29 protein-coding genes and 1 pseudogene are annotated in these 21,484 nt (G+C 52.4%); 29 read left to right on the forward strand and 1 reads right to left on the reverse strand.

The features are described 5' to 3' along the window. The first annotated feature begins 12 nt into the window (after positions 1 to 12). The 10 genes from O1721_RS12975 (at position 13) to O1721_RS13020 (ending at position 5,584) form a co-directional block, all read left to right on the forward strand. The gene (locus tag O1721_RS12975; protein ID WP_032668764.1) at positions 13 to 591 is read left to right on the forward strand and encodes a DUF1133 family protein; all 579 of its coding nucleotides are present in this window, start codon (positions 13 to 15) and stop codon (positions 589 to 591) included. A 155-nt stretch (positions 592 to 746) separates the two neighbouring features. After that, on the forward strand, positions 747 to 1,142 hold the full coding sequence (locus O1721_RS12980) for a phage holin family protein (protein WP_032668765.1): 396 nt from the start codon (positions 747 to 749) through the stop codon (positions 1,140 to 1,142). Next, positions 1,129 to 1,410 carry a phage holin family protein gene (locus O1721_RS12985; protein ID WP_032668766.1) on the forward strand — a complete coding sequence of 94 codons (282 nt, stop codon included), beginning with the start codon at positions 1,129 to 1,131 and terminating at the stop codon, positions 1,408 to 1,410. The genes O1721_RS12980 and O1721_RS12985 overlap by 14 nt, the downstream gene beginning before the upstream one ends. After that, positions 1,410 to 2,039 (forward strand): glycoside hydrolase family 19 protein, encoded by a 630-nt coding sequence (locus O1721_RS12990; RefSeq protein WP_032668767.1) that lies wholly within the window; start codon positions 1,410 to 1,412, stop codon positions 2,037 to 2,039. Before O1721_RS12985 ends, O1721_RS12990 begins: the two co-directional genes overlap by 1 nt. 7 nt (positions 2,040 to 2,046) lie before the next feature. Next, complete coding sequence (locus O1721_RS12995) at positions 2,047 to 2,322, forward strand: hypothetical protein (RefSeq protein WP_074128402.1); 276 nt, start codon at positions 2,047 to 2,049, stop codon at positions 2,320 to 2,322. Then, positions 2,273 to 2,464: a hypothetical protein gene (locus tag O1721_RS13000; protein ID WP_047719374.1), complete on the forward strand. Its 192-nt coding sequence runs from the start codon at positions 2,273 to 2,275 to the stop codon at positions 2,462 to 2,464. The genes O1721_RS12995 and O1721_RS13000 overlap by 50 nt, the downstream gene beginning before the upstream one ends. 29 nt (positions 2,465 to 2,493) lie before the next feature. Further along, on the forward strand, positions 2,494 to 2,682 hold the full coding sequence (locus tag O1721_RS13005) for a hypothetical protein (RefSeq protein ID WP_047719375.1): 189 nt from the start codon (positions 2,494 to 2,496) through the stop codon (positions 2,680 to 2,682). A gap of 301 nt (positions 2,683 to 2,983) precedes the next feature. Beyond that, entirely contained in the window at positions 2,984 to 3,871 is an 888-nt protein-coding gene (locus tag O1721_RS13010; RefSeq protein WP_432465058.1) for a hypothetical protein, read from the forward strand. An 11-nt stretch (positions 3,872 to 3,882) separates the two neighbouring features. Continuing rightward, complete coding sequence (locus O1721_RS13015) at positions 3,883 to 4,110, forward strand: hypothetical protein (protein WP_032667396.1); 228 nt, start codon at positions 3,883 to 3,885, stop codon at positions 4,108 to 4,110. A 16-nt stretch (positions 4,111 to 4,126) separates the two neighbouring features. After that, on the forward strand, positions 4,127 to 5,584 hold the full coding sequence (locus tag O1721_RS13020) for a glycosyltransferase family 2 protein (protein ID WP_032668519.1): 1,458 nt from the start codon (positions 4,127 to 4,129) through the stop codon (positions 5,582 to 5,584). Positions 5,585 to 5,695: 111 nt separating this feature from the next. On the opposite strand, the gene O1721_RS13025 is transcribed toward O1721_RS13020, so the two are convergent. Further along, positions 5,696 to 5,917, reverse strand: a complete 222-nt coding sequence (locus tag O1721_RS13025) for a hypothetical protein (RefSeq protein ID WP_032648738.1) — start codon at positions 5,915 to 5,917, stop codon at positions 5,696 to 5,698. 164 nt (positions 5,918 to 6,081) lie between these two features. Between O1721_RS13025 and O1721_RS13030 the strand changes: the two genes are divergently transcribed. The 19 genes and pseudogenes from O1721_RS13030 (at position 6,082) to O1721_RS13120 (ending at position 21,484) form a co-directional block, all read left to right on the forward strand. Continuing rightward, positions 6,082 to 6,675 (forward strand): hypothetical protein, encoded by a 594-nt coding sequence (locus tag O1721_RS13030; RefSeq protein ID WP_032648736.1) that lies wholly within the window; start codon positions 6,082 to 6,084, stop codon positions 6,673 to 6,675. Beyond that, positions 6,668 to 7,036 (forward strand): HNH endonuclease, encoded by a 369-nt coding sequence (locus O1721_RS13035; RefSeq protein WP_032648734.1) that lies wholly within the window; start codon positions 6,668 to 6,670, stop codon positions 7,034 to 7,036. Before O1721_RS13030 ends, O1721_RS13035 begins: the two co-directional genes overlap by 8 nt. A gap of 105 nt (positions 7,037 to 7,141) precedes the next feature. After that, a complete protein-coding gene (locus O1721_RS13040; protein ID WP_000954404.1) occupies positions 7,142 to 7,636 on the forward strand; it encodes a terminase small subunit in 495 nt (164 codons plus the stop codon). Beyond that, entirely contained in the window at positions 7,633 to 9,294 is a 1,662-nt protein-coding gene (locus O1721_RS13045) for a terminase large subunit (RefSeq protein ID WP_087654008.1), read from the forward strand. The genes O1721_RS13040 and O1721_RS13045 overlap by 4 nt, the downstream gene beginning before the upstream one ends. A gap of 58 nt (positions 9,295 to 9,352) precedes the next feature. Further along, the gene (locus O1721_RS13050) at positions 9,353 to 11,287 is read left to right on the forward strand and encodes a phage major capsid protein (protein WP_032668517.1); all 1,935 of its coding nucleotides are present in this window, start codon (positions 9,353 to 9,355) and stop codon (positions 11,285 to 11,287) included. Between the two features lie 36 nt (positions 11,288 to 11,323). Further along, positions 11,324 to 11,491, forward strand: a complete 168-nt coding sequence (locus O1721_RS13055; protein ID WP_086623572.1) for a hypothetical protein — start codon at positions 11,324 to 11,326, stop codon at positions 11,489 to 11,491. Beyond that, positions 11,491 to 12,846, forward strand: a complete 1,356-nt coding sequence (locus tag O1721_RS13060; RefSeq protein WP_032668515.1) for a phage portal protein — start codon at positions 11,491 to 11,493, stop codon at positions 12,844 to 12,846. The genes O1721_RS13055 and O1721_RS13060 overlap by 1 nt, the downstream gene beginning before the upstream one ends. Next, the gene (locus O1721_RS13065; protein WP_032648723.1) at positions 12,843 to 13,757 is read left to right on the forward strand and encodes a phage portal protein; all 915 of its coding nucleotides are present in this window, start codon (positions 12,843 to 12,845) and stop codon (positions 13,755 to 13,757) included. The genes O1721_RS13060 and O1721_RS13065 overlap by 4 nt, the downstream gene beginning before the upstream one ends. After that, positions 13,754 to 14,080: a head-tail connector protein gene (locus tag O1721_RS13070; protein WP_032648721.1), complete on the forward strand. Its 327-nt coding sequence runs from the start codon at positions 13,754 to 13,756 to the stop codon at positions 14,078 to 14,080. Before O1721_RS13065 ends, O1721_RS13070 begins: the two co-directional genes overlap by 4 nt. An 8-nt stretch (positions 14,081 to 14,088) precedes the next feature. After that, positions 14,089 to 14,439, forward strand: a complete 351-nt coding sequence (locus O1721_RS13075; RefSeq protein WP_032648717.1) for a phage head closure protein — start codon at positions 14,089 to 14,091, stop codon at positions 14,437 to 14,439. After that, complete coding sequence (locus O1721_RS13080) at positions 14,436 to 14,885, forward strand: HK97-gp10 family putative phage morphogenesis protein (RefSeq protein WP_022648887.1); 450 nt, start codon at positions 14,436 to 14,438, stop codon at positions 14,883 to 14,885. The genes O1721_RS13075 and O1721_RS13080 overlap by 4 nt, the downstream gene beginning before the upstream one ends. Then, positions 14,882 to 15,229, forward strand: a complete 348-nt coding sequence (gene gp17 / locus O1721_RS13085) for a tail completion protein gp17 (protein WP_063922089.1) — start codon at positions 14,882 to 14,884, stop codon at positions 15,227 to 15,229. The genes O1721_RS13080 and gp17 overlap by 4 nt, the downstream gene beginning before the upstream one ends. A 59-nt stretch (positions 15,230 to 15,288) precedes the next feature. Next, positions 15,289 to 15,708 (forward strand): annotated as a pseudogene (locus tag O1721_RS13090) (phage tail tube protein); the annotation flags it as partial. A gap of 32 nt (positions 15,709 to 15,740) precedes the next feature. After that, on the forward strand, positions 15,741 to 16,124 hold the full coding sequence (locus O1721_RS13095) for a phage tail assembly chaperone (protein WP_001549114.1): 384 nt from the start codon (positions 15,741 to 15,743) through the stop codon (positions 16,122 to 16,124). 8 nt (positions 16,125 to 16,132) lie between these two features. Further along, positions 16,133 to 16,411, forward strand: coding sequence for a phage tail assembly protein T (locus O1721_RS13100; protein ID WP_062939316.1), 279 nt, complete (start codon positions 16,133 to 16,135; stop codon positions 16,409 to 16,411). A 46-nt stretch (positions 16,412 to 16,457) separates the two neighbouring features. Continuing rightward, a complete protein-coding gene (locus O1721_RS13105; protein WP_063845038.1) occupies positions 16,458 to 16,823 on the forward strand; it encodes a hypothetical protein in 366 nt (121 codons plus the stop codon). 61 nt (positions 16,824 to 16,884) lie between these two features. Then, positions 16,885 to 20,388, forward strand: coding sequence for a phage tail tape measure protein (locus tag O1721_RS13110; protein ID WP_479953043.1), 3,504 nt, complete (start codon positions 16,885 to 16,887; stop codon positions 20,386 to 20,388). A gap of 2 nt (positions 20,389 to 20,390) precedes the next feature. Next, complete coding sequence (locus O1721_RS13115) at positions 20,391 to 20,729, forward strand: phage tail protein (RefSeq protein WP_432465059.1); 339 nt, start codon at positions 20,391 to 20,393, stop codon at positions 20,727 to 20,729. Then, the gene (locus O1721_RS13120; RefSeq protein WP_023305932.1) at positions 20,726 to 21,484 is read left to right on the forward strand and encodes a phage minor tail protein L; all 759 of its coding nucleotides are present in this window, start codon (positions 20,726 to 20,728) and stop codon (positions 21,482 to 21,484) included. Before O1721_RS13115 ends, O1721_RS13120 begins: the two co-directional genes overlap by 4 nt.

The raw sequence follows: 21,484 nt of genomic DNA on the forward strand, positions 1-21,484 counted from the left end.
GTGGAGACGCAAATGATCAATCCTTCAGAAGTAGGCAAATCCGGCGAGTTGGTTCGCCTTCGCACTCTCGAAAGTATCTGGGTACAGGGAAAGCTCCGCATGTGGGGCCGCTGGTCTTATATCGGTGGTGGCTCGGGCGGAAACATGTTCAACCAGCTGCTGGCATCCGGGAAAATAACCAAATCCGCCATCAACGATGCGCTGCGCCGCATGAAGAAATCCGGCATCACTAAACCCGAGCTGGAAGCATACCTGCGTGAAATTCTCGACAGTAAAAACAAAACTGGCCTGGCGTTCTGCTCAGACGAGGAGGGGCTAAAGATTGACGGCGTTATTGCCGCAGTGCTTATGAACGAAGAATACCGTGGGCTATATGGCGTGATTGTTGATCGTCATCGTCTGCGTAAAAGCAAACTCCAGATGGCTAAAGAGCTAAATTCAAAACACCCCGACTGGACCCTCATCACGTGCCGCCGTCGCATTGATACATGGGTTAGTCTTGCAGAATCGATCCTTTACGCACCACTTTGTGACGCGTTCGGCACAAATAGCGACAGATTTAAGTTGCAGAGTGAGCAAAAAAGTGCTTAAATTGTGCTAGGCTCGGGACAGTAAAGCGTACTGAGCAACAAATCAAAACATAAACCCGCCACTGCTGCGGGTTTTTTATTTTAAGGGCTGCCTCCGGGCGGCCTTTTTTGTTTCCCCTCGTTCTGAGAGGACTCACGGCAATAAGAGGGGGCTAAATGTCCGATCCTGTTTCTGGCACTACGGTAGCGGCTGGTGGTCTGATGGGAGCCAGCATGTTCGGCCTGGCAACCGGCATAGATTACGGTGTGGTATTTGGCGCATTCGCTGGTGCGGTGTTCTACGTCGCTACGGCGGTTAATATCGGCCGCCTTAAGTTGGTGGGCTACTTCATCACCTCTTTCATCTTCGGCGTTATCGGCGCTCCACTGCTTGGCTCTTACTTCTCCAAATGGACGGGGTATAGCGACAGGCCACTTGATGCGCTGGGCGCGGTAATCGTAGCCGCTATTGCTATTAAGCTGCTGACGTTCGTCAATAGTCAGGATTTGGGTAGCCTGTTTGGAATTCTCTCTCGCTTGCGTGGAGGAGGGACCAGCAATGGTAACAAGTGATCCGAGTGCAATGGCAAACGCAATTATCTCTGCTGTTATCGTTATTGCACTGATGTTCTACCAGCGCGGCGGGGCGAGACATCGCCCTCTGATATCGCTGATGGCTTATTTCACGGTGCTGGTTTACGCCAGCGTCCCTTTCCGTTACCTGTTTGGCCTGTATCACGAATCACACTGGTTTGTGGTGCTGGTGAACGTCCTGATTTGCGCAGCTCTTCTCTGGGCACGGGGAAACATGGCGCGCCTGGTTGATGCACTGAGGCACTAATGAACCAACAACAATTTCAGAAGGCGGCTGGTATCAGCGCCGGGTTAGCTGCGCGCTGGTTTCCGCATATCGACGCCGCTATGAAGGAATACGGTATAACCGCACCGCTTGATCAGGCGATGTTTATTGCCCAGATGGGGCATGAAAGCACGAGATTTACCCGGCTGGTGGAAAATCTTAATTATGCGGCTGAAAACCTGGTCCCGACGTTCGGCAGCCACCGCATCACTCCACAGCAGGCCGCTGCACTTGGCAGAACGGCAGCGCAACCGGCAAACCAGAAAGCGATCGCCAATCTGGTGTACGGCGGTGAATGGGGTAAAGAACACCTGGGAAATCAGGTCGCTGGTGATGGCTGGAAATATCGCGGTCGCGGGCTGAAACAGATTACCGGCCTGAGCAACTATCGCAGTTGTGGCCACGCTCTAAAACTTGACCTTGTTACTCATCCGGAGCTGCTTGAACAGGATGAATACGCCGCGCGCTCAGCTGCATGGTTCTTTGCCTCCCGCGGTTGCCTGCTTCATTCCGGCGACGTTGAGCGCGTGACACTGCTTATCAATGGCGGCCGTAATGGTCTGGATAAACGCCGCGCGCTGTTTAACCTGGCGAAATCTGTTCTGGTGTGAGGTGAGTGTGGGTATCGAAACGATAATCGGGCTGGCCGCACTGGTGATTTCCGCTATCGCCGGTGCCTTTGGCCTGGGCCATATTCGCGGCACCAGTAAAGCAGAGGCTAAAGCCAACCAGCAGCGCACCGAAGAGAATGCAGCGGCGACCGTTGCGGCGGCAGAACGTAAAGCGGAAGTCACTAAAGAGGCCAGTAATGTCCAGCAGACTGTTAATCACATGCCTGATGACGATGTTGATCGCGAGCTGCGCGAAAACTTCACCCGCCCCGGTGGTGATTGATACGGGCTGCCTGTGGAGCCGGATTATCTATCTGACAAACCACGATATTGACGTTCTGGACCGCCAGACGAAGAAAGACATCCTGGCGCATAACAAAACGTGGCAGGCTAACTGCCAGAAACAAACCAGAGCCTCGCAATAGCGGGGCTTTTTACTAACCGAGGGTAAATAATGTCATCTCCAATCATGAAGTATTTTGCGTATCAGCATCTACCTGCGCACCTACAAGAAGTGAGTAAGCCAATCGGTGATCTCGCGGCACTGATGGACGAAACCATGCCAGACAGCGCGGAAAAGTCAGCAGGCTTACGCAAGCTGCTTGAAGCCAAAGATGCTCTGGTGCGCGCTAAGTTGGGCTAAGGCATTACAGCAGGCATTCACTGAGTGCCTGTGATAATGTCGAATTTGTGGGGGAGTAGCCAAGGCTGATTGGCGTGACCGGTCGTTCTTGTGGCACCGCAGACCTAGATCGTTAAGCCGCAAAGCGGGAGATCAGCACCCGCCACCACATCTATTCAAGCCATTGGCATCCGCTGGTGGCTTTTTTTATGCGCATCGCACGCGCACATCAAAGAAAGTCTTTCAGCTGTGAGCCTGGGCAAACCGTTAACTTTCGGCGGCCTTGCCGTGCGACAGGCTCACGCCTAAAAGGAAATAAATCATGGGTCAGAAAATCATTACGTTGTCCGGCGCTGCGACGGATGTTCTTTATGCGCTGTTTTTCCGTGGCGCGCTTCAGTCTGGTGACCTGCCAGCTAAATCAGGCGCTGCTGAGCTTCGAGAGCTGGGATTCGCTGAAACACGCCATACCGCGACGGAGTATCAGAAAGAGAATTACTTTACCTTCCTGACTGCTGAAGGGCAGGAGTTTGCCATTAAGCACCTGGCAGACACCCGCTTTGGTAAGCCGGTTGATAAGCAGTATTGCAGCTCAATCACCATTGGCGTTGAGCTGGACACCTCAGACGCACAAAAGGCTCTTGATGAGCTGGACGACAAAATCCGTAACAGCGACGCAGCATTCAAGGCGCTGAATGATATTTATCAACTTCCTCGCATGAAAATTAGTGCGGACCAGCAGGTAATGAACACTATTGCCGACGCACTTGACGAGGTATGCCGCCGCTACTTTGAGGTATTCGGGCACCCCGAATCAGGAAAAACAAACGCAGTATCTCTGGATGGACGCTGGGTAGCTGTCGAAGGGAACTTCACCCATGAAGAAGTCCGCGATGCGGTGGAATACATCAAGCGCCTCAGGAAGCAGAAAGCCGACGAAAAGGCGATGGCAGAATCATCTCCGTTTGCCATGAAGGACGGGCAGGTTTTTATCAAGGATGCCGTCATCCAGAAGGTTCAACTGAGCCGTACTGAAACGGACCCGCGAAAAGGTTATGCCATAAATGTTGGCATCGGTCCCGAAATTAAGACCAGCGTGAAGCTATACCCTGAAATGGAAAAAGCGATTTCAGATGTTGTATCTGCGGAACTGAAAAAGAATCTTCAGCCAGGCGGTACGATCTGGACTTCATTGAAGCGTGGATTCTGACGGGAGGTTGTATGCGTATCACCGTATTGGATGACGATCCGGGGCGGAAAATTAATCTCGCTCGGGAACGATATAAAGTCTATATCGATGGCGTTGAAGTTAAGCACGTCTTCACTGCTGATGATGAAAAAGGCGAGGTGATTGCTGCCGTGCTGGATAATCGCGGTTACATGACGGCAGAGAACGGCGAAGTAAAGCGGCAATCGTTTTACGGGCGAGTAATCATCCAGCGTCAATAACCCCGATGGAGAAATTATGCAGGTCACTATTGATGGTGTCCCGTTTGTGCCTGCCTGCGCTTCAGCGTCACGGATTGGCATTTCCATTTCGACACATCAGCGCGCAGACGTTTTAAAACGTTCTCTCGAACAGCATCTGAGGCACCTGCCAGCCGGCGCGCTGGTAGTGGTAGTCGATGATGGTTCAAAACCTGCCGCAGTAGTGCCTGACGGCGTGCAGCTGCTTCGCCATGAAACATCACTCGGCATTGTTGCTTCTAAGAACGCCAGCTTAACCGCGCTGATGAACGCCGGGTGCGAACATCTTTTCCTTTGGGACGATGACGCCTGGCCCATCGCTGATAACTGGCACTTGCCATACCTCGAATCACCCGAACCGCACCTTGCTTACCAGTTTCTCGATCTGGCAGGGACGAATAAGCTGAAGGATATGGCGGTCCTGTACCGGGATGATAAGCACATCGCTTACACCGGGCAGCGCGGCGTGATGCTGTATTACCACCGTAGCGCTATCGAGAAGGTTGGTGGTTTCGATCGGGTATACGGTCGCGGCATGTACGAGCATCCCGATCTGGCGCTGCGCATTCACAACGCCGGGTTATCGACCTGGGCGTTCGCTGATGTGGTCGGCTCTGAAAAGCTGATTCACTCCATGGATGAGCATGAAGAGGGGACGCGCTCTATTCCCCGGCCTGACCGTGAAGCACTGGTGAAACGAAACGTCGGAATATTCAACGCCCGGCGGGATAGTGGTTATACCGGATTCGCTTCATATAGTACCAATCCGAATCTGGTGATTACGACGCTGCTTACGAGTCAGCCAGACCCACAGCGGGGCGGAAAAATGAAACCCGACCCGCGGGCTCTTCAGGTTTGGGCGGACTCAATATCCGGCGCGTTGCCGATTGTCCTGGCTGACGAATTAAAAGAGTCGCCAACTGGTGCTGATCTGGTTGAAGTCCCGCTGGTGGACATGAGCCCTTACTTTGCTCGCTGGCTTCACATCTATCAGTTTCTTCGTGCGCACCCTGAGTATCACCTTGTCTGGTGTACGGACGGTACTGACGTTGAAATGTTGCGAGAGCCCTGGGCAGAAATGGAGCCGGGTAAAATTTACGTTGGCTCAGAGCACAAGACGTATGCCGACGAATGGATGAAGGCAAATCACCACGGCAAAGCGTATAGCGATTTCATTCAGCAGTATCGTGATGAACCACTGCTGAATGCTGGGCTGCTTGGTGGCAGCCGTGAAGACGTAATGGAGTTTGCTCACCGGATCATCCGACAGCATTACCTGATTGAAAGCCACCGTTTCTGGAAGATGGAGACAGCACCCGCCACGCTGGTGGACATGGGCGCTTTCGGTATGGCAGCAAAATCTTTCGGAGATCGCATCGTTACCGGCCCGCGCATCCATACCGTTTTTAAAACTGATGGCTTCGGCAAGGAGTCTGCGTGGTGGAAACATAAATAATAGAGATATGTATTATGGGTAAATCTTACATGTGCCTGAGTGAAGACAAGAAAATGGTTGTATTTTTTGCTCCAAAATTTCGACTAAAGGCCAGTTGCCTGGCCCTTAAAATTACTTCGGCATAAATTGCTTCAATTCAGTAGATAGCTTTTGAAATGCTGGGTAGTCGTATTGAGTCAACTCAATCAAAAGATTATTTTTTTCTGCATCAGGCAGTCTCGCGAATAATAAACCAAGGGCCAATTTAAGTGCTGTTACCTCGGTTGCTACGTCTTCCAGAGTGTCACATGTTGTTGAAAGCTTTAGCCCTTCGATATATCTGATGTTAGACATATTGTTTTCCTTATCCAGAGGTAATCAGCCATCCCTCTGCGCTGAGTGCGCCAGTGTCCCACCACTGACGGGCTGAATGATTACCTTAACCAGGGTTAAAGCGAAGCAACACCCTGATATTCAAACAGTAGCCGCCATCGTGCGGCATTTTTATTGGAGATTCGCTGGTGGCTGAAGAGATTAAGTTTGTGGTGGTCGGCCATCACACCCGCTTAGGACATGCACAACGTCTTGCTGCGCTGCTGGATGCTCATCTGCTGATTGATGACGGTAACCACGGCGCGAACTGGAATCACCGACGCGCACTTGAATGGGCTGCTGAGCAACCTTGCCGGGTAGTTGTTGTTGAAGATGATGCGATGCCAGTGGACTTGTTCTTCACTTCAGTCACGAGCTGGCTTAACCGCTTCCCGGAATCGCTGGTGAGTTTTTACCTGGGCACTGGCCGACCACCTCAGTATCAGATGCAGGTAGCCGAACGTCTGATTGTTGCTGACAAGACACGGTCTGACTTCATCACGCTGCCGCGCCTTATACACGGCGTGTGCTACAGCGTACCGCCTCAGCATATTGAACGAGTCCTTTCTCGATGGGACAGCAGTAAGCCAGCCGACTATGCAGTCGGGGATGCCTATGGCGGCGCGGTGGTTTATCCGTGTTACTCGCTGGTGGACCATGCCGATGGTGAGCCGGTTGAGCGTCACCCGGACTCAGCACCACGTATAGAACGCCGCCGGGCGTGGAGGTTGCATGTCTAAGCTAACAACGTTAAAGCCACGCCTGAAAGCCATTGATACGCGACGCATAAAGCCGATCTACGGTGAGCAGCGCCGCATAAGTGGAAGTGCAAGGGTGAGTTTGAAGCGACGTATCTATGCGCGTGACAATGGTCTCTGCTGTATGTGTAATCGGGTTGTTGATTTGACTGACAGTGAACTCGACCACCGTATTGCGCTTCAGTTCGGAGGCGATAACTCGGAGCACAACCTGTGGACGCTCTGCACTGAATGTCACGCAGGTAAGTCTGCACGTGAAGTTGCCACCGGTCAGCCTGATGAGCAGGCCCTGAAGCATGAGGTGCCTGAAGGCGATCAGGCATCAGGATTTGTAGGGCTTTGAGTCCAGCCAACCCCGGGGGGGTATCATCCAGAGTAAACATCGATCGCCCTGGACACCTCGCCCCCTCTCATTCGCAGAAAAAATCCCCCTCTGGAGGGTGTAAACATGTTAACAGCGCAGAAGCGGAAATATGCTCTCGCGCTGATGTCCGGGATGTCTCAGAAGGATGCGGCAATAAAGGCGGGATATTCTGAAAAATCCGCGCGTTCCAAGGGGTCGCAGCTTGCTAAAGACCCGGAGGTCATCGCGTTTATTGAGCGGAAAAAACGAGAAAAAGTTGAGGTGGATGACGAACCTGCGTATCGCAGGAATGTTTATACCCCAGCAGTAAACACTCCTGAAGAAAAACGACCTCCTGCGGCATCGTCCGCCGGTGAGTATGAAGACCCTCTCGACTTCCTGAAATCGGTTATGAACAACGTTGGTTACGAAATCGAAACCAGGAAAGATGCTGCAAAGGCCATGCTGCCTTATATGCATCAGAAGAAAGGTGAGGGCGGTAAGAAGGATGCAAAAGCTGAGGCTGCCAAAAAAGCGGCCAATAAGTTTGCCATTCAGCAACCGCCGAAACTGGTGGTTAATAATCGCGGGAATACATGATGCCAGAGTGGACAACTGCCTGCCCTGACTGGGCGGAGCGCCTGAAGAAAGGCCAGTCTATTATTCCTGCACCGATTTACCCGGAGCAGGCAGAAATAGCTCTGAACGTTTTCAGGCAACTGAAAATCGTTGATGCTCCAGGATCGCCAACGTTCGGTGAATCCTGCGCGCAGTGGGTTTTCGATCTCGTTGCAGCGCTGTTCGGCTCGTATGATGCCGAAACTGGCCGCAGGCACATTACAGAAGTGTTTGTGCTCATCCCCAAAAAAAACTCCAAGTCTACGCTGGCCGCCGGGATCATGATGACGGCGTTGCTGCTTAACTGGCGTCAGGCTGCCGGGTACACCATCATCGCCCCGACCGTAGAGGTGGCGACAAACGCTTTTAACCCGGCGCGTGACATGGTAAAGCGGGATGATGATCTGGATGACCTCTGCCAGGTGCAGACACACATCAGGACAATCACCCACAGGGGAACGGACACGACGCTGAAAGTGGTGGCTGCCGACCCCAACACCGTTTCGGGGATTAAATCTGTCGGCACGCTCATTGACGAGTTGTGGCTTTTTGGTAAGCAACATAACTCCGAAGATATGCTGCGTGAGGCAGTCGGTGGCATGGCATCACGACCTGAAGGCTTTGTGATGTACACAACCACGCAGTCCAACGAACCGCCGGCTGGCGTGTTTAAGAAAAAGTTACAGTACGCCCGTGATGTTCGCGACGGAAAAATTCACGACCCGCATTTTCTTCCGGTGATATTTGAGCATCCACCGGAAATGGTTGCCAGCGGAGAGCATCTTCTTCTGGATAACCTCGCGATGGTTAACCCCAACCTGGGTTACTCCGTTGACGAGCAGTTTCTTTACCGCGAATACAACAAAGCGAAAGAGGCCGGGGAAGAAGACTTCCGTGGCTTTATGTCCAAGCACGCCAACGTTGAAATCGGTCTCGCCCTGCGCGCTGACAGATGGTCAGGGGCAGATTTCTGGGAGCAACAGGCAAGGCGCGTCACTTTTGACGATATTTTGCGCCGTGCTGAGGTGGTCACCGTTGGTATCGATGGCGGTGGTCTCGATGACCTTCTCGGCCTGGCTGTTATCGGGCGCGATCGCCAGACGCGCGAGTGGTTATGCTGGTGCCATGCATGGGCACATACCATCGCCCTGGAAAGGCGAAAGAGCGAAATTTCAAAATTAAAGGATTTTGAGGGGGCCGGTGACCTGACGATCGTTAAGCGGGTAGGCGAGGATGTTGAGCAAGTTGCAGAGTACGTCAGCCGGATTTATGAAGCCGAACTGCTGGACAAAATCGGGATTGACCCCTCTGAGGTAGGGCAAATTCTTGATGCGCTCAGTGAGGCAGGCATTCCTGATGAGGCTGTAACCGGGGTCAGCCAGGGCTGGAAACTCGGCGGCGCCATTAAGACTACCGAGCGAAAGCTGGCTGAGGGTGTTCTGCTTCATGGTGGTCAGCTTCTGATGGCATGGTGCGTAGGAAACGCCCGTGTGGAGCCGAAAGGCAACGCCATACTCATCACCAAACAGGCCAGCGGGAAGGGGAAAATTGACCCTCTTATGGCCACATTCAACGCCGTTACGTTAATGGCTCTTAACCCCGAACCGGTCAAAAAAGACTACCAGGTATTTTTCGTTTAACACACACGTCAGTTAATTGCCCGCGCATGCGGGTTTTTTCATTTCTGGAGGCCAGCAAATGACGCTTAAACGCGCCTGCACCCTCATGACGGTGAAGTCGGTAAATGAGGATGAGCGGATTATCACCGGCATCGCCTCAACACCGTCTCCCGATCGTGACGGTGACATTATGGAGCCGGAGGGGGCGAAATTCCGCAGCGATACGCCGTTCCTCTGGCAGCACGACCGCTCTCAGCCTATTGGCACCTGCACGCCAAAAATGGTGAAAGAGGGGTTGCAGATCACAGCAAAGCTCGTGAAACCAACCCCTGACATGCCATCCCAGTTAATCGCACGTCTTGATGAAGCGTGGGCTTCGATTAAGGCGGGGCTGGTACGCGGCCTGTCGATTGGGTTCCGCCCAATTGAGTATTCCTTCCTGGATGAAGGCGGTATTCGCTTTTTGTCCTGGGACCTGCTTGAGGTCTCGGCGGTGACCATTCCGGCCAATGCCGAATGCTCCATCCAGACCGTTAAATCTTTCGATCGCCAGTTTCTCGCCGCGTCAGGCAATGAGAAACCGGTAATGAAAACCTCTAAAACCGCTGGCGCTACAGCACCCAAAACCAAAAAAGGAAACATTTCGATGAATATCGCTGAACAGATCAAAAGTTTTGAAAATAAGCGTGCGGCGCTGGCAGCTTCACAAAGTGACATCATGAGCAAAGCATTCGATGAAGGCCGTACCCTCGATGCTGAAGAAACTGAAAGCTATGACAACGTTTCTTCTGAGATCAAATCTGTAGACGAACACCTGAAACGTCTTCGTGATATGGAAGCCAGCATTGCAGCCACGGCTAAACCGGTAACAAAAACTGCCAATGGCGAAGTCACCACCGTTAAGGCAAACGCGCCGGGGATCATTCGCGTTGAGCAAAATCTGGAGAAAGGTATCGCCTTTGCCCGTTTTGCCAAGGCACTGGCGGCGGCAAACGGCAGCCGTTCTGAAGCGCTGGAAATTGCACGTAAGCAGTACCCGGATGATGCGAAACTTCACCATGTGCTGAAAGCCGCTGTTGGTGCTGGCACAACGACCGATCCTCAGTGGGCTGGTGCGCTGGTGGAGTATCAGGAATACGCAAATGATTTTGTTGAATTCCTCCGCCCGCAGACCATTATCGGTCGTTTCGGTCAGGGTGGTATTCCTGCCCTGCGTCAGGTCCCGTTCAACATTCGCATTCCGGCACAAACTTCCGGCGGATCTGCAAGCTGGGTAGGTCAGGGTAAGGCCAAGCCGCTGACCAAATTCGACTTTGAGTCCATAACGTTCAGCTTCGCCAAAGTCGCAGCCATTGCGGTGCTGACCGATGAGCTGATCCGATTCTCCAATCCGGCAGCTGATGCACTGGTGCGTAATGCGCTGGCAGAAGCGGTCATTGCCCGTCTTGATACGGACTTCATCAGCCCATCAAAATCTGAGGTTGCCAACGTCTCTCCGGCGTCCATTACCAACGGCATTACCGCCGTCCCGTCTACCGGAAACCCGGATGACGACGCGGCTGCGGCATTTGGCGTGTTTGTTGCGGCCAACCTTCAGCCGAACGGTGCTGTCTGGCTGATGTCCAGCACTACGGCACTGGCACTGTCCATGCGCAAGAATGCGCTGGGCCAGAAGGAGTACCCGGAAATGACCCTACTGGGCGGTACTTTCCAGGGCCTTCCAGTGATTGTCTCTCAGTACGTTGGCAACCAGCTGGTGCTGGTAAACGCACCGGATATCTACCTCGCTGATGATGGTGGCGTGGCGGTCGATATGTCCCGCGAAGCGTCTCTGGAAATGGAAAGCGATCCGGCTGGTGACAGCATTACACCAACTGGTACCGAGCTGGTTTCCATGTTCCAGACGAACAGCGTGGCTATTCGTGCCGAGCGCTGGATCAACTGGAAGCGTCGCCGTACTGCCGCAGTAGCGGTGATTTCCGGCGTCAACTACGGCGCTGGCGCAGGCAGCTAATTACCGAAGGAGGGCGGGGGAATCCCCGCCATTAACATGGCAAAAATCAGATATCTGCAACGCACCCATGACTCAATTGCGGGAGACATAAAGGCCGTGGACGATCGGTGCGCAAGGGTGCTGGTGCTGCTCGGTAAGGCTGAATATTTCACCGAGGTAACTACCGGGGTGAGGAAGAACAAGCGTAAAGCGGAGAACGGTTAATGTGGAATCCTTTCCGAAGAAAAGAGGGGCAAATCAAAAATCTACAGCAGCCTGTCAGCCGTGGCGGCTGGACGCCAATGTTCAGTTATGTCCATGAACCCTTCGCCGGGGCGTGGCAGCAGAACATGGAAATTAGACCCAAAACGGTTCTCTCCTATTATGCTGTGTTTTCCTGCATATCTCTGATCGCAAGTGATATCGCTAAAATGCCTCCGCGCCTGATGAAACAGGATTCAAACGGCGTTCGGAGGGAAATTAAAACCGGGAAGATAGCCGCGCTGTATTCCAGGCCAAATGCCTTTCAGAATCGCATCCAGTTCTTTGAGCACTGGCTGAATTCCAAGCTGTGCGAAGGCAATACCGTTGCGCTCAAGATCCGGAACAATCGCGGTGAAATAACTGAGCTGAGGCTGCTGGACTGGAACAAGGTTACGCCGCTGGTGGCTGATGATGGATCTGTCTTCTACCAGATCAACCCGGATAACATGGCGGGCATTGATTCAACTGTGACAGTACCGGCACGAGAGGTTATTCACGATAGGTTCAACTGTCTGTTCCATCCCCTTATTGGTCTTTCCCCGATTTATGCTGCTGGTCTGGCTGCAATGCAGGGTCACCATATTCAGGAAAGCTCGGCGTACTTTTTCCGCAATGGTGGGAAACCCAGCGGTGTTATCGAGGTTCCGGGCTCGATTACGGAAGAGAACGCCAGGAAGATCAAAGAAAACTGGGATACTGGTTATACCGGGGAAAATGCGGGTAAAACCGCCATTCTGAGCAATGGTGCGAAATATGTTCCCCGTACGGTCTCAGCTGCTGATGCGCAGACTGTCGAACAGCTCCGCATGACCGCGCAGATTGTCTGTTCCGTGTTTCACGTGCCAGCTTATAAGGTTGGCATCGGTGAGCTGCCGACACATGACAATATTGAGGCGCAGGATCAGCAGTATTACTCGCAGTGTCTTCAGTCCCTGATTGAATCCATCGAATTGCTGCTGGATGAAGCGTTTGAGCTTGAAGGCGATACAGGAACTGAGTTTGACGTTAATGCGCTGCTGCGTATGGACAGTGAACGCCGTATCAAATCCCTGGGCGAGGGGGTGAAAAATACCATCCTCACACCAAACGAAGCGCGAAAAAGTGAGAACCTTCCCCCGCTGGCCGGCGGTGATTCTCTTTACCTACAGCAGCAGAATTTTAGCCTTGAGGCGCTGGCGCGCCGTGATGCTTCGGATGATCCCTTCGGTAAAAGCAGTTCGTCACAGTCTTCAACCTCCGGGAATGAAGGAAAGGCTTTAACCGACGCCGAGCAATCGGCGGCCAAAGCCATGATCAGAGGATTTCTTACAAAATGAACGAACGCGAACTATCCCTGATAAAGGTGCTGGGTGAGGAATTTGGTCAGGTTCTCGCTGAAATGCGTGACAGCTTCAGTAAAAACCTTCAGGCGCAGCGAGAGGAATATGAAGAAAAGCTATTGAGGCTCGCAAAGCAGGTTGAAGAAATCAGCAATGCGCCCGATCCCGACATTGAGAGCATGGTAAAGGCGGCCATCGCTCATTTACCTGCGCCGACAGCACCAGGATTGCCGGATATTGCCACTATGGTCAGCGATGCGGTAGCTGCAATCCCGGCACCGCGCGACGGTAAAAGCGTCACGCCTGAAGACGTCCAGCCGATGATTCAGGAGCTGGTCAGGAATGCCGTGGCAGAAATTCCTACGCCGAAGGATGGTAAGGATTTTGACCCTTCCATGCTTAAACAGCTCGTTGAGCAGGCCGTAAGCGATGCGGTATCCACAATGCCAGCCGCTGAACCGGGTAAGGATGGCGCAGATGGTCGGGACGCGCTGGCTCTTGAAATTCTCCCCTTTATTGATGAAGAGAAAAGCTATCCGCGTGGCAGCTATGCAACGCATAACGGCGGCCTGTGGCGCGCTTACGAGAAAACCCATGGCATGCGAGGCTGGGAGTGTCTTGTTGATGGCGTGGCGGGTATTGATATTCAGCAATCAGAGCAGCGTTGCTTCACCCTGAAGGTTAACCGCACCAGTGGCACCAGTGAAACCAAATCCTTTGACGTGCCTGTAATGATTTATCAGGGCGTATTCAAATCCGGTCAGGAATATCTGCCTGGCGACACGGTTACATGGGGCGGCTCCCTGTGGCACTGCGACGAACGGACGCAGGACAAGCCGGGTGAGGCTGGCTCGAAAGGCTGGACGCTGGCAGCTAAGCGTGGCCGCGACGGGAGGGATAAAACGTGATTGAACTTGTGACGCTGGCTGAGATTAAGGATCACCTGCACATTGATCATGATGCTGACGACGGGCCGCTTAAGGAAAAAATTCAGGAAGCCAGTTCTGTGTTACTGGCTTTTATACAGGGAAGCCGTGACAAGGTTGTTGATGAGACAGGAAAGTTAATCGAAGGTGAAGCGTTAAGCCGGATGAAGGCTGCTACGATGCGTCTGGTGGGCATGCTGTACCGAAACCCTGATCTGGCTGACAAGGAAGATTTACTGCATGGGGAGCTTCCATTTTCTGTGTCGTTTTTGATTCATGACCTTCGTCTTCCAACAATTATTTGAGGGCATTCATGGCTATATCCGCTGGTAAGCTCATACAAATTATTGTGATACAAAACCCCGTACATATTCGTGACAAATCAGGCCAGCCTGTTGAAACATGGGTAGATTGTGAAACCATCCGCGCAGATATCAGAGGTCGGAGCGGAAGAGAATTAATGGCGGCCGGTGCCGAAATTGCTCAGGCTGATGTCAGGGTATGGGTTCGCGGAAAATCTGGAGAAACTATAACAGCGGCATCCAGGCTAAAGGTTCAGAGTGGGCCATACCGAGGCAAAACCCTTAACGTTATAGGCCCGCCAATACCCGATGAAAAGGGGGAACGCCTGGAGATATTGTGCAAGCTGGGAGCTGAAAAATGATTGAGACGAGCCTCGATTTTTCCGGCCTGAATGACATCGCAAAGGATCTGGAGGCGCTTAGCCGCGCTGAAAACAATAAGGTTCTTCGTGATGCCACGCGCGCCGGTGCGGAGGTGCTTAAGGACGAAGTGATCGCACGTGCACCGGTACGCACCGGAAAACTGAAAAAAAACGTGGTGGTTGTTACCCAAAAAAGCCGCCGCCGCGGGGAGATTTCTTCCGGCGTCCATATTCGTGGCGTTAACCTGCGCACCGGAAACAGCGATAACACGATGAAGGCGAATAACCCGAGAAACGCCTTTTACTGGCGATTCGTTGAGCTGGGCACCGCGAACATGCCTGCACATCCGTTTGTGCGACCCGCTTACGATACTCGCGAGGAAGAGGCCGCCAGCGTCGCCATTGCCAGGATGAATCAGGCTATTGATGAGGTATTGAGCAAGTGAATGAAGATAATATCTACGCCTTGCTTTCTTCCCTGGCAGAAGGACGGGTATACCCCTATGTTGCGCCATTAGGTAGTGACGGGAAACCGTCTGTCTCTCCACCCTGGATTATCTTTTCCATCGTCGATGATGTTTCCGCTGACGTACTGTGTGGCCAGGCAGAGAGCAGGGTTTCCGTTCAGGTCGATGTGTATTCCACTTCGATCGCTGAATCACGATCCCTGAGAGATTTGGTGCTCGCTTCGCTTGAGCCGTTAACCCCTACAGAGGTGGTAAAAATCCCCGGGTACGAGCCAGATTATCGGCTCTACCGTGTCACCCTGGATTTTAAAGTTACCCCCTGACAATTAATTCACCCAACGAACCCGCCTGATGGCGGGTTTTCTTTTTCCAGGAGACAGCTATGTCTGCACTTTATGAAAAATCGCAGCTGACGAAGATCCTTATTTCCTCCCTGCCAGCCACCAAAGAAACGATGGATTCCGCAACCTTCCTCGATCTGAGTTGCACCATCAAAGAAATTCAGTTCACCGGTGGTCAGAAGCAGGATATCGACGTAACAACACTTTGCTCTACCGAGCAGGAGAACATCAACGGCCTGCCTTCTCCGTCAGAAATCTCTCTGTCCGGCAACTTCTACAAGAATCCGGCGCAGGACGCCTTGCGTGAGGCCTATGACAACGATACGACCTACGCTTTCCAGGTTATCTTCCCGTCCGGCAAGGGCTTTAAGTTCCTAGCTGAAATACGCCAGCACACCTGGTCTTCAGGTACCAACGGCGTAGTGGCGGCAACGTTCTCCCTGCGCCTGAAAGGTAAGCCTGAAAACATCGAGTCTGGCTCCTGAGAGGTCGCATGAAGAATATTAAAAATCTCGCCCTGGCTAAGATGTCGGGATTTCGTCATAAGACGGTCGCCGTTCCTGAGTGGGAAGGCGTCAAAGTGGTTCTCCGTGAGCCGTCTGGAGAAGCCTGGCTGCGCTGGCAGGAGGTGGTGAAAGCGGGTGCTGATGATGAAAATGTGTCGGTATCGGAAAAGGCACACCGTAATCTTTGCGCTGACGTGGTGCTCTTCATTGACGTCCTGTGCGACACCGATAAGCAACCGGTATTCAGCGTAGACGAAGAAGAGCAGGTGCGTGAAATCTACGGCCCCGTCCATTCACGCCTGCTCAAACAGGCGCTTGACCTGATCAACAATGCGGACGAAGCGCGGGAAAAGTCTCAACCCCCGGCGTAAAGTTTCTGATGTCGCTTGCGCTCCGGATGGGGCGCACGCTCTCAGAGCTTCGGCAGAATATGACGGCAAGCGAGCTTCTGATGTGGATTGAGTTCGACAGGCAAAGTCCGGTTGGCGATATCCGTGGCGACATTCAGGCCGCCCAGCTCGTCTCTGCCATCTACGGATCGCAGGGGGCAAAAGTACCGCTGGACGATGCGATCCTGCGCTGGGGTGGTGATGAGCAATCAGCACCGAAGGACCCATTTGCAGGGCTTGAGGCGGCGCTAACTGCTGCAACTCAGTGACATTTTGCTACATACATAATATTATCCCTCTTTAACTGGAGGGATTATGGTGAAAATTTTAATACTCATAATATTTCTGATTGCGGGTTGTACTGGTGATACAAGGAACGATATAAAGAATAATAAAAAACTTTCTTTCTCATCAAGCAAAAGTGCAGATGACGTAAGTGGTTGTATACTAGATAAACTAGATTTTTTAATACCAGAAAAAGTTGTTACCAATAACTTAGTTGATGGGGAAGGTTTGGAGATTTATATTGGTGCGATTCAGTTCTCCCGCATGAAGTATTTTCATAGGGTAGAGGTTAAAAAAAACAATAGTCAATCTTTAATCTCTTATCAACGTTCTGAAACTGACTTCGTACCAATTTCTGAAAAGGAAGTTTTGGAAATAATCAAAGAATGCAAATGAAATTAATTATCTCATTATGATAACCCGCCTCGGCGGGTTTTTTTTCGCCTGGAGAAATGTGATGGCAACATTACGTGAATTGATTATTAAAATTTCTGCTAACTCGCAATCATTCCAGACGGAAATTTCCCGCGCCTCACGAATGGGGCAGGATTATTACCGCACTATGCAGAATGGTGGTCGGCAGGCCGCTGCTGCTGCCAGAGAGAGCGAAAGGGCGCTCTCTGATTTGACTGCCGGATTTGCATCTGCTGGAAGGGCTGCCGCCGCAGCTACGGCAGCTTTTGCAACGGGTAAAATTGTGCAGATTGCTGATGAGTGGAACTCCTTAAACGCTCGCCTTAAACAGGCATCATCTTCTGCTGATGATTTTGCCGCTTCACAGCGTCAGTTAATGGAAATCAGCCAAAGAACCGGCACGGCATTTTCAGATAACGCAAACCTTTTTTCCCGCGCAGCAGCCTCAATGCGCGAGTACGGTTATAGCTCTGACGAAGTTCTGAAAATTACAGAAGCTGTCTCTACCGGCCTCAAACTTTCTGGGGCTAACACCCAGGAAGCGAGTTCTGTTATCACTCAATTCAGCCAGGCGCTCGCACAAGGCGTTCTTCGTGGTGAAGAATTTAATGCCGTTAACGAAGCCGGTGATCGGGTAATCCGCGCTCTGGCTGCGGGAATGGGTGTAGCCCGTAAAGACCTCAAGAGCATGGCTGACCAGGGACAGCTTACGATCGATAAGGTTGTCCCAGCTTTAATGAGCCAGTTAGGAGCATTGCAGGGCGAATTTGCCAGCATGCCACAAACGGTTTCTGGATCCCTTCAAAAAGTAACTAACTCATTCATGGCCTGGGTGGGCGGTGTAAACCAGGCAACCGGTGCTACTGATGCGTTGTCTGGCGGATTGGATAATGTTGCCCAGACGCTTGATTCTTTTACTTCATCAGCTGTGAGCGGCGCGCTTAGTGACGTTGCTGACAATATGTCAACAATTACAACAGTCGCTGGGGCGCTTGTTGGCGTGGGACTGGCACGCTACCTAAGCGGAGTTGTAACCAGTGCCACGAGTGCAACAGGTGCGCTAATTTCAGCTGCGAAATCAGAGGTTGCCCTTGCAGTCGCGCAGGATAAAGCGGCGCAGTCTGCTGTTGCGGCTTCCAGGGCTGAAGTTTATCGGGCTCAGCAAGCAGTACAGAGTTCAAGAAGTGCAGATGTTCAGGCGGCTCAGCAAGAAAAGGTCGCGGCGGCTGAAGCAAAAGTCACTGCGGCCCATACCAGACTGACTACCGCTCTTGCCAGTGGTACAGCTACGGAAAAGGTGCGAGCCAGAACAGCACTTGAACGCGCGCAGGCAGGGCTGGTAGCAGCTAAAAATGCCGACGCTCAGGCTGTCGCTGAAAGGCGTCTGGCTGCCGCTCAGGCTGCTTTAAACCGTAACATCTCAAATCGTGTTTCGACTCAAAGCAATCTCAATAGCGTAACATCTGTCGGCACTCGCCTGATGAGTGGTGCGCTTGGCCTGATTGGCGGCGTGCCGGGTCTGGTGATGCTGGGAGCAGGAGCCTGGTATGCGATGTATCAGAATCAGGAGCAGGCTCGGCGTTCGGCGCAGGAATACGCCACCACGATTGATGAAGTCAGTAAAAAGTCGAAGGCAATGTCTTTACCTGAAGCTTCAGACAATGCTGAGAAAACGCGCGCAGCATTGAATGAGCAGAACAGGCTGATAGATGAACAAAAGAGCAAGATAGAAAATCTGAAAGAGCAGATAGCTGGTTATCAGTCAGTGATCAGTAATCCCGGTCCAACGACCAGCGGTGGTTTCATGATTAACCACCTGACATCTTTGGATACCGTGACCCGTGGACTGGCTACAGCCACTGAACAGTTATCTGTTGAGCAGGAAAGGCTTGCCCAGATGCAGGAGAAATCTGCCTCTATCCAACAGGTTCTTGAAGGTCTTGAGCATCGGCGTGTGACGCTAATTCGGGAGGAGGCAGCGAATCAGAACCGGGCTTATCAATCACTTCTGTTGATGAATGGGCAGCACGATGAACTTAATCGATTACTCGGACTGGGTAACCAACTCCTTATGGCGCGTCAGGGGCTGGCTAACGTCCCGCTCAGACTTCCGCAGGCCGATCTCGACAAAAAGCAAACCGATGCCCTCGAAAAGAGCCGCCGGGATCTGAAGTTGTCACGCCTGAAGGGTGAGGCCAAAGAGCGCCTGCGTCTGAGTTATGCAGCCGATGACCTGGGGTTAACCAGTGATCCGCAATTCCAGACAGGCCGTCAGGAGTTGATTAATAACGGTCTTGCTGAATGGCGGAATAATGAGGCCAACAAACCTAAGGCGAAGGGCGGTAAAACCGAAGGCGAGAAAACCGAGGATGTGTATAAGCGCCTTATCAAGCAGCAAAAAGAGCAGATTGCCCTGCAAGGCCAGAATACTGAACTGGCGAAGGTTAAATACCAGGTCAGCCAGGGGGAGCTTGCTTCTCTGACAGAAGCCCAGAAAAAGACGGTATTGCAGAATGCTGCGCTGATTGACCAGGTTAAATTACGTGAGCAACTGCGAAATTACGAAGCCAACCTTGCTGACAGTAACGCCAGCGCCCGCGCAGCCAATGAAGCGCAACTGCTGGGCTACGGGCAGGGCTCCAGGTTCCGTGAAAGACTTCAGGAGCAGTTCAATCTGCGTAAGGAGTTTGAGCAGAAGAATACCGATCTTCTCCGCCAGCGTCAGGCTGGTGAAATCGACGAGACGTTCTATCAGCAGGGGCTGGCACTTAATAAGCGCTACCTAGAAGAGCGCCTGCGCGACCAGGAGGGATATTACACTGCTTCTGATGCGCAGCGTGACGACTGGATGACGGGACTGTCTGAGGGTTATGCGAACTGGGTGGACGAAGCTACTGACTATTCTTCCATGGCCGCTGACGGCATGAAGCAGGCCATGGGGGGGGCGGTCACCACGATCACCGACATGCTTAATGGCAACGTTGACAGCTGGAAGGACTGGGGCGTGAGCGTACTGAAGATTATCCAGAACGTTCTGGTGAACATGGCTGTTGCTAATGGTGTCAGCTCAATTGGATCACTGTTCAGTTTTGGTGCCTCGACAGCCGCAACCGCCAGCAGCGGTACCGCTATTCAGAATGCTGGCGCGAACTTCACATTTAATGCGAAGGGTAATGTTTACGACTCTCCGTCCCTGAGCGCTTACAGCAATGGCGTTTTTCAGACGCCTCAGCTGTTTGCTTTTGCCAAAGGCGCAGGGGTTTTTGCCGAGGCTGGGCCGGAGGCAATCATGCCGCTGACCCGCGCACCGGATGGTTCACTCGGTGTTCGTGCGGTCGGCGCTGGTGGTGGTCAGTCTGTATCTTCGGCACCACAGGTTTATATCACCATCGATGGCAACGGAAATACCTCCACGCAGACTTCACCCGGCCTTGAGCAATTTGGTGCTGATGTCGGTAAATATGTTGATCAGCGATATAAGCAGAACATCATGCGAGATATTCGCCCTGGCGGTGACATCTGGAACGCAATGAAAGGAACCCGATAAAAATGGCTATCGAAACTTTCACCTGGTGCCCACGAATTAACGCTGAGGCAGATATAAATTTCCGCGTCAGGAAAGCACAGTTTGGTGATGGATATGAGCAGGTTTCAGGGGATGGATTGAATACCAGAACCCAGCAGTGGACGCTCAACTTTACTGGCAAAGAAACCTACATTTCCGCCATTAAATCTTTTCTCGACAGGCATGAAGGGACGAAAGCCTTTCAGTGGAAGCCACCGCTCGAACCTTTGGGTTTGTATCGTTGCGAAACATATAAACCCACCGGGCTCGGCGCGGGGAAATTCAACCTTGAAGCAACATTCATCCAGGCATTTAAACCATGAGCTTAAACGCAGACTATCAGAAGCTGGAATCAGGGAACGACGTTCGCCTGATTGAGGTGGACGGTTCTTCTTTTGGACTGACGGACGTTCTCCGGTTTCACAATTACAACATTCCCCACACCGAAGCGGAAATAGTCGCCGCTGGCGGGGATGAGGCCAAGCTCCCGGCGAAACCAATCTGGTGGCAGGGTAATGAATATTCCGCCTGGCCGTATCAGCTGGAAGGGCTGGAGAAATCGACCAGTGGCAGCAATGCGACGCCATCTCTGACGGTCGCGAACATCGAAAGCTCTATTTCTGCCCTGTGTCTTGCGTACGACGATTTGCTACAGGCTAAGGTCACTATTCACGACACAAAGGCAAAATATCTCGACGCGAAAAACTTCGCAGGCGGTAACCCTACAGCAGATCCGACTCAGGAGAAACTTCAGGTCTGGTATATCGACGGGAAAACGACCGAGCTTGCTGGCGAAACCATCGAGTTTGTACTGTCCAGCCCTATGGATCTTCAGGGACAAATGATCCCGACGCGGCAGCTTCATTCCTTGTGTACATGGTGCATTCGTAATAAGTACCGCACCGGCGATGGCTGCGACTATGCCGGTACGCGCTATTTCGACAAAAACAACAACCCGGTAAGCGATCCGTCACTGGATGAATGCAACGGCACGCTGACGGCCTGCAAACTTCGGTTCGGTGAAAGCAACGAACTCTCGTTTGGTGGGTTCCCGGGTACGTCGCTGATCAGGAGCTGA

The sequence above is a fragment of the Enterobacter cloacae complex sp. HYC033_NIDB genome (genome assembly GCF_056673335.1).

Bases quoted from the DNA above. Each gene is read 5' to 3' on its own strand.
- O1721_RS13035 (WP_032648734.1), top strand. From the start codon at position 6,668: ATGTCTAAGCTAACAACGTTAAAGCCACGCCTGAAAGCCATTGATACG.
- O1721_RS13015 (WP_032667396.1), top strand. From the start codon at position 3,883: ATGCGTATCACCGTATTGGATGACGATCCGGGGCGGAAAATTAATCTC.
- O1721_RS12990 (WP_032668767.1), top strand. From the start codon at position 1,410: ATGAACCAACAACAATTTCAGAAGGCGGCTGGTATCAGCGCCGGGTTA.
- O1721_RS13095 (WP_001549114.1), top strand. From the start codon at position 15,741: ATGAAGAATATTAAAAATCTCGCCCTGGCTAAGATGTCGGGATTTCGT.
- O1721_RS12980 (WP_032668765.1), top strand. From the start codon at position 747: ATGTCCGATCCTGTTTCTGGCACTACGGTAGCGGCTGGTGGTCTGATG.
- O1721_RS13055 (WP_086623572.1), top strand. From the start codon at position 11,324: ATGGCAAAAATCAGATATCTGCAACGCACCCATGACTCAATTGCGGGA.
- O1721_RS13050 (WP_032668517.1), top strand. From the start codon at position 9,353: ATGACGCTTAAACGCGCCTGCACCCTCATGACGGTGAAGTCGGTAAAT.
- O1721_RS13080 (WP_022648887.1), top strand. From the start codon at position 14,436: ATGATTGAGACGAGCCTCGATTTTTCCGGCCTGAATGACATCGCAAAG.
- O1721_RS13110 (WP_479953043.1), top strand. From the start codon at position 16,885: ATGGCAACATTACGTGAATTGATTATTAAAATTTCTGCTAACTCGCAA.
- O1721_RS13005 (WP_047719375.1), top strand. From the start codon at position 2,494: ATGTCATCTCCAATCATGAAGTATTTTGCGTATCAGCATCTACCTGCG.
- O1721_RS13060 (WP_032668515.1), top strand. From the start codon at position 11,491: ATGTGGAATCCTTTCCGAAGAAAAGAGGGGCAAATCAAAAATCTACAG.
- O1721_RS13115 (WP_432465059.1), top strand. From the start codon at position 20,391: ATGGCTATCGAAACTTTCACCTGGTGCCCACGAATTAACGCTGAGGCA.
- O1721_RS13065 (WP_032648723.1), top strand. From the start codon at position 12,843: ATGAACGAACGCGAACTATCCCTGATAAAGGTGCTGGGTGAGGAATTT.
- O1721_RS13000 (WP_047719374.1), top strand. From the start codon at position 2,273: ATGTTGATCGCGAGCTGCGCGAAAACTTCACCCGCCCCGGTGGTGATT.
- O1721_RS13045 (WP_087654008.1), top strand. From the start codon at position 7,633: ATGATGCCAGAGTGGACAACTGCCTGCCCTGACTGGGCGGAGCGCCTG.
- O1721_RS13040 (WP_000954404.1), top strand. From the start codon at position 7,142: ATGTTAACAGCGCAGAAGCGGAAATATGCTCTCGCGCTGATGTCCGGG.
- O1721_RS13020 (WP_032668519.1), top strand. From the start codon at position 4,127: ATGCAGGTCACTATTGATGGTGTCCCGTTTGTGCCTGCCTGCGCTTCA.
- O1721_RS13100 (WP_062939316.1), top strand. From the start codon at position 16,133: ATGTCGCTTGCGCTCCGGATGGGGCGCACGCTCTCAGAGCTTCGGCAG.
- O1721_RS13010 (WP_432465058.1), top strand. From the start codon at position 2,984: ATGGGTCAGAAAATCATTACGTTGTCCGGCGCTGCGACGGATGTTCTT.
- O1721_RS12975 (WP_032668764.1), top strand. From the start codon at position 13: ATGATCAATCCTTCAGAAGTAGGCAAATCCGGCGAGTTGGTTCGCCTT.
- O1721_RS13105 (WP_063845038.1), top strand. From the start codon at position 16,458: ATGGTGAAAATTTTAATACTCATAATATTTCTGATTGCGGGTTGTACT.
- O1721_RS13025 (WP_032648738.1), bottom strand. From the start codon at position 5,917: ATGTCTAACATCAGATATATCGAAGGGCTAAAGCTTTCAACAACATGT.
- O1721_RS13120 (WP_023305932.1), top strand. From the start codon at position 20,726: ATGAGCTTAAACGCAGACTATCAGAAGCTGGAATCAGGGAACGACGTT.
- O1721_RS13075 (WP_032648717.1), top strand. From the start codon at position 14,089: ATGGCTATATCCGCTGGTAAGCTCATACAAATTATTGTGATACAAAAC.
- O1721_RS12985 (WP_032668766.1), top strand. From the start codon at position 1,129: ATGGTAACAAGTGATCCGAGTGCAATGGCAAACGCAATTATCTCTGCT.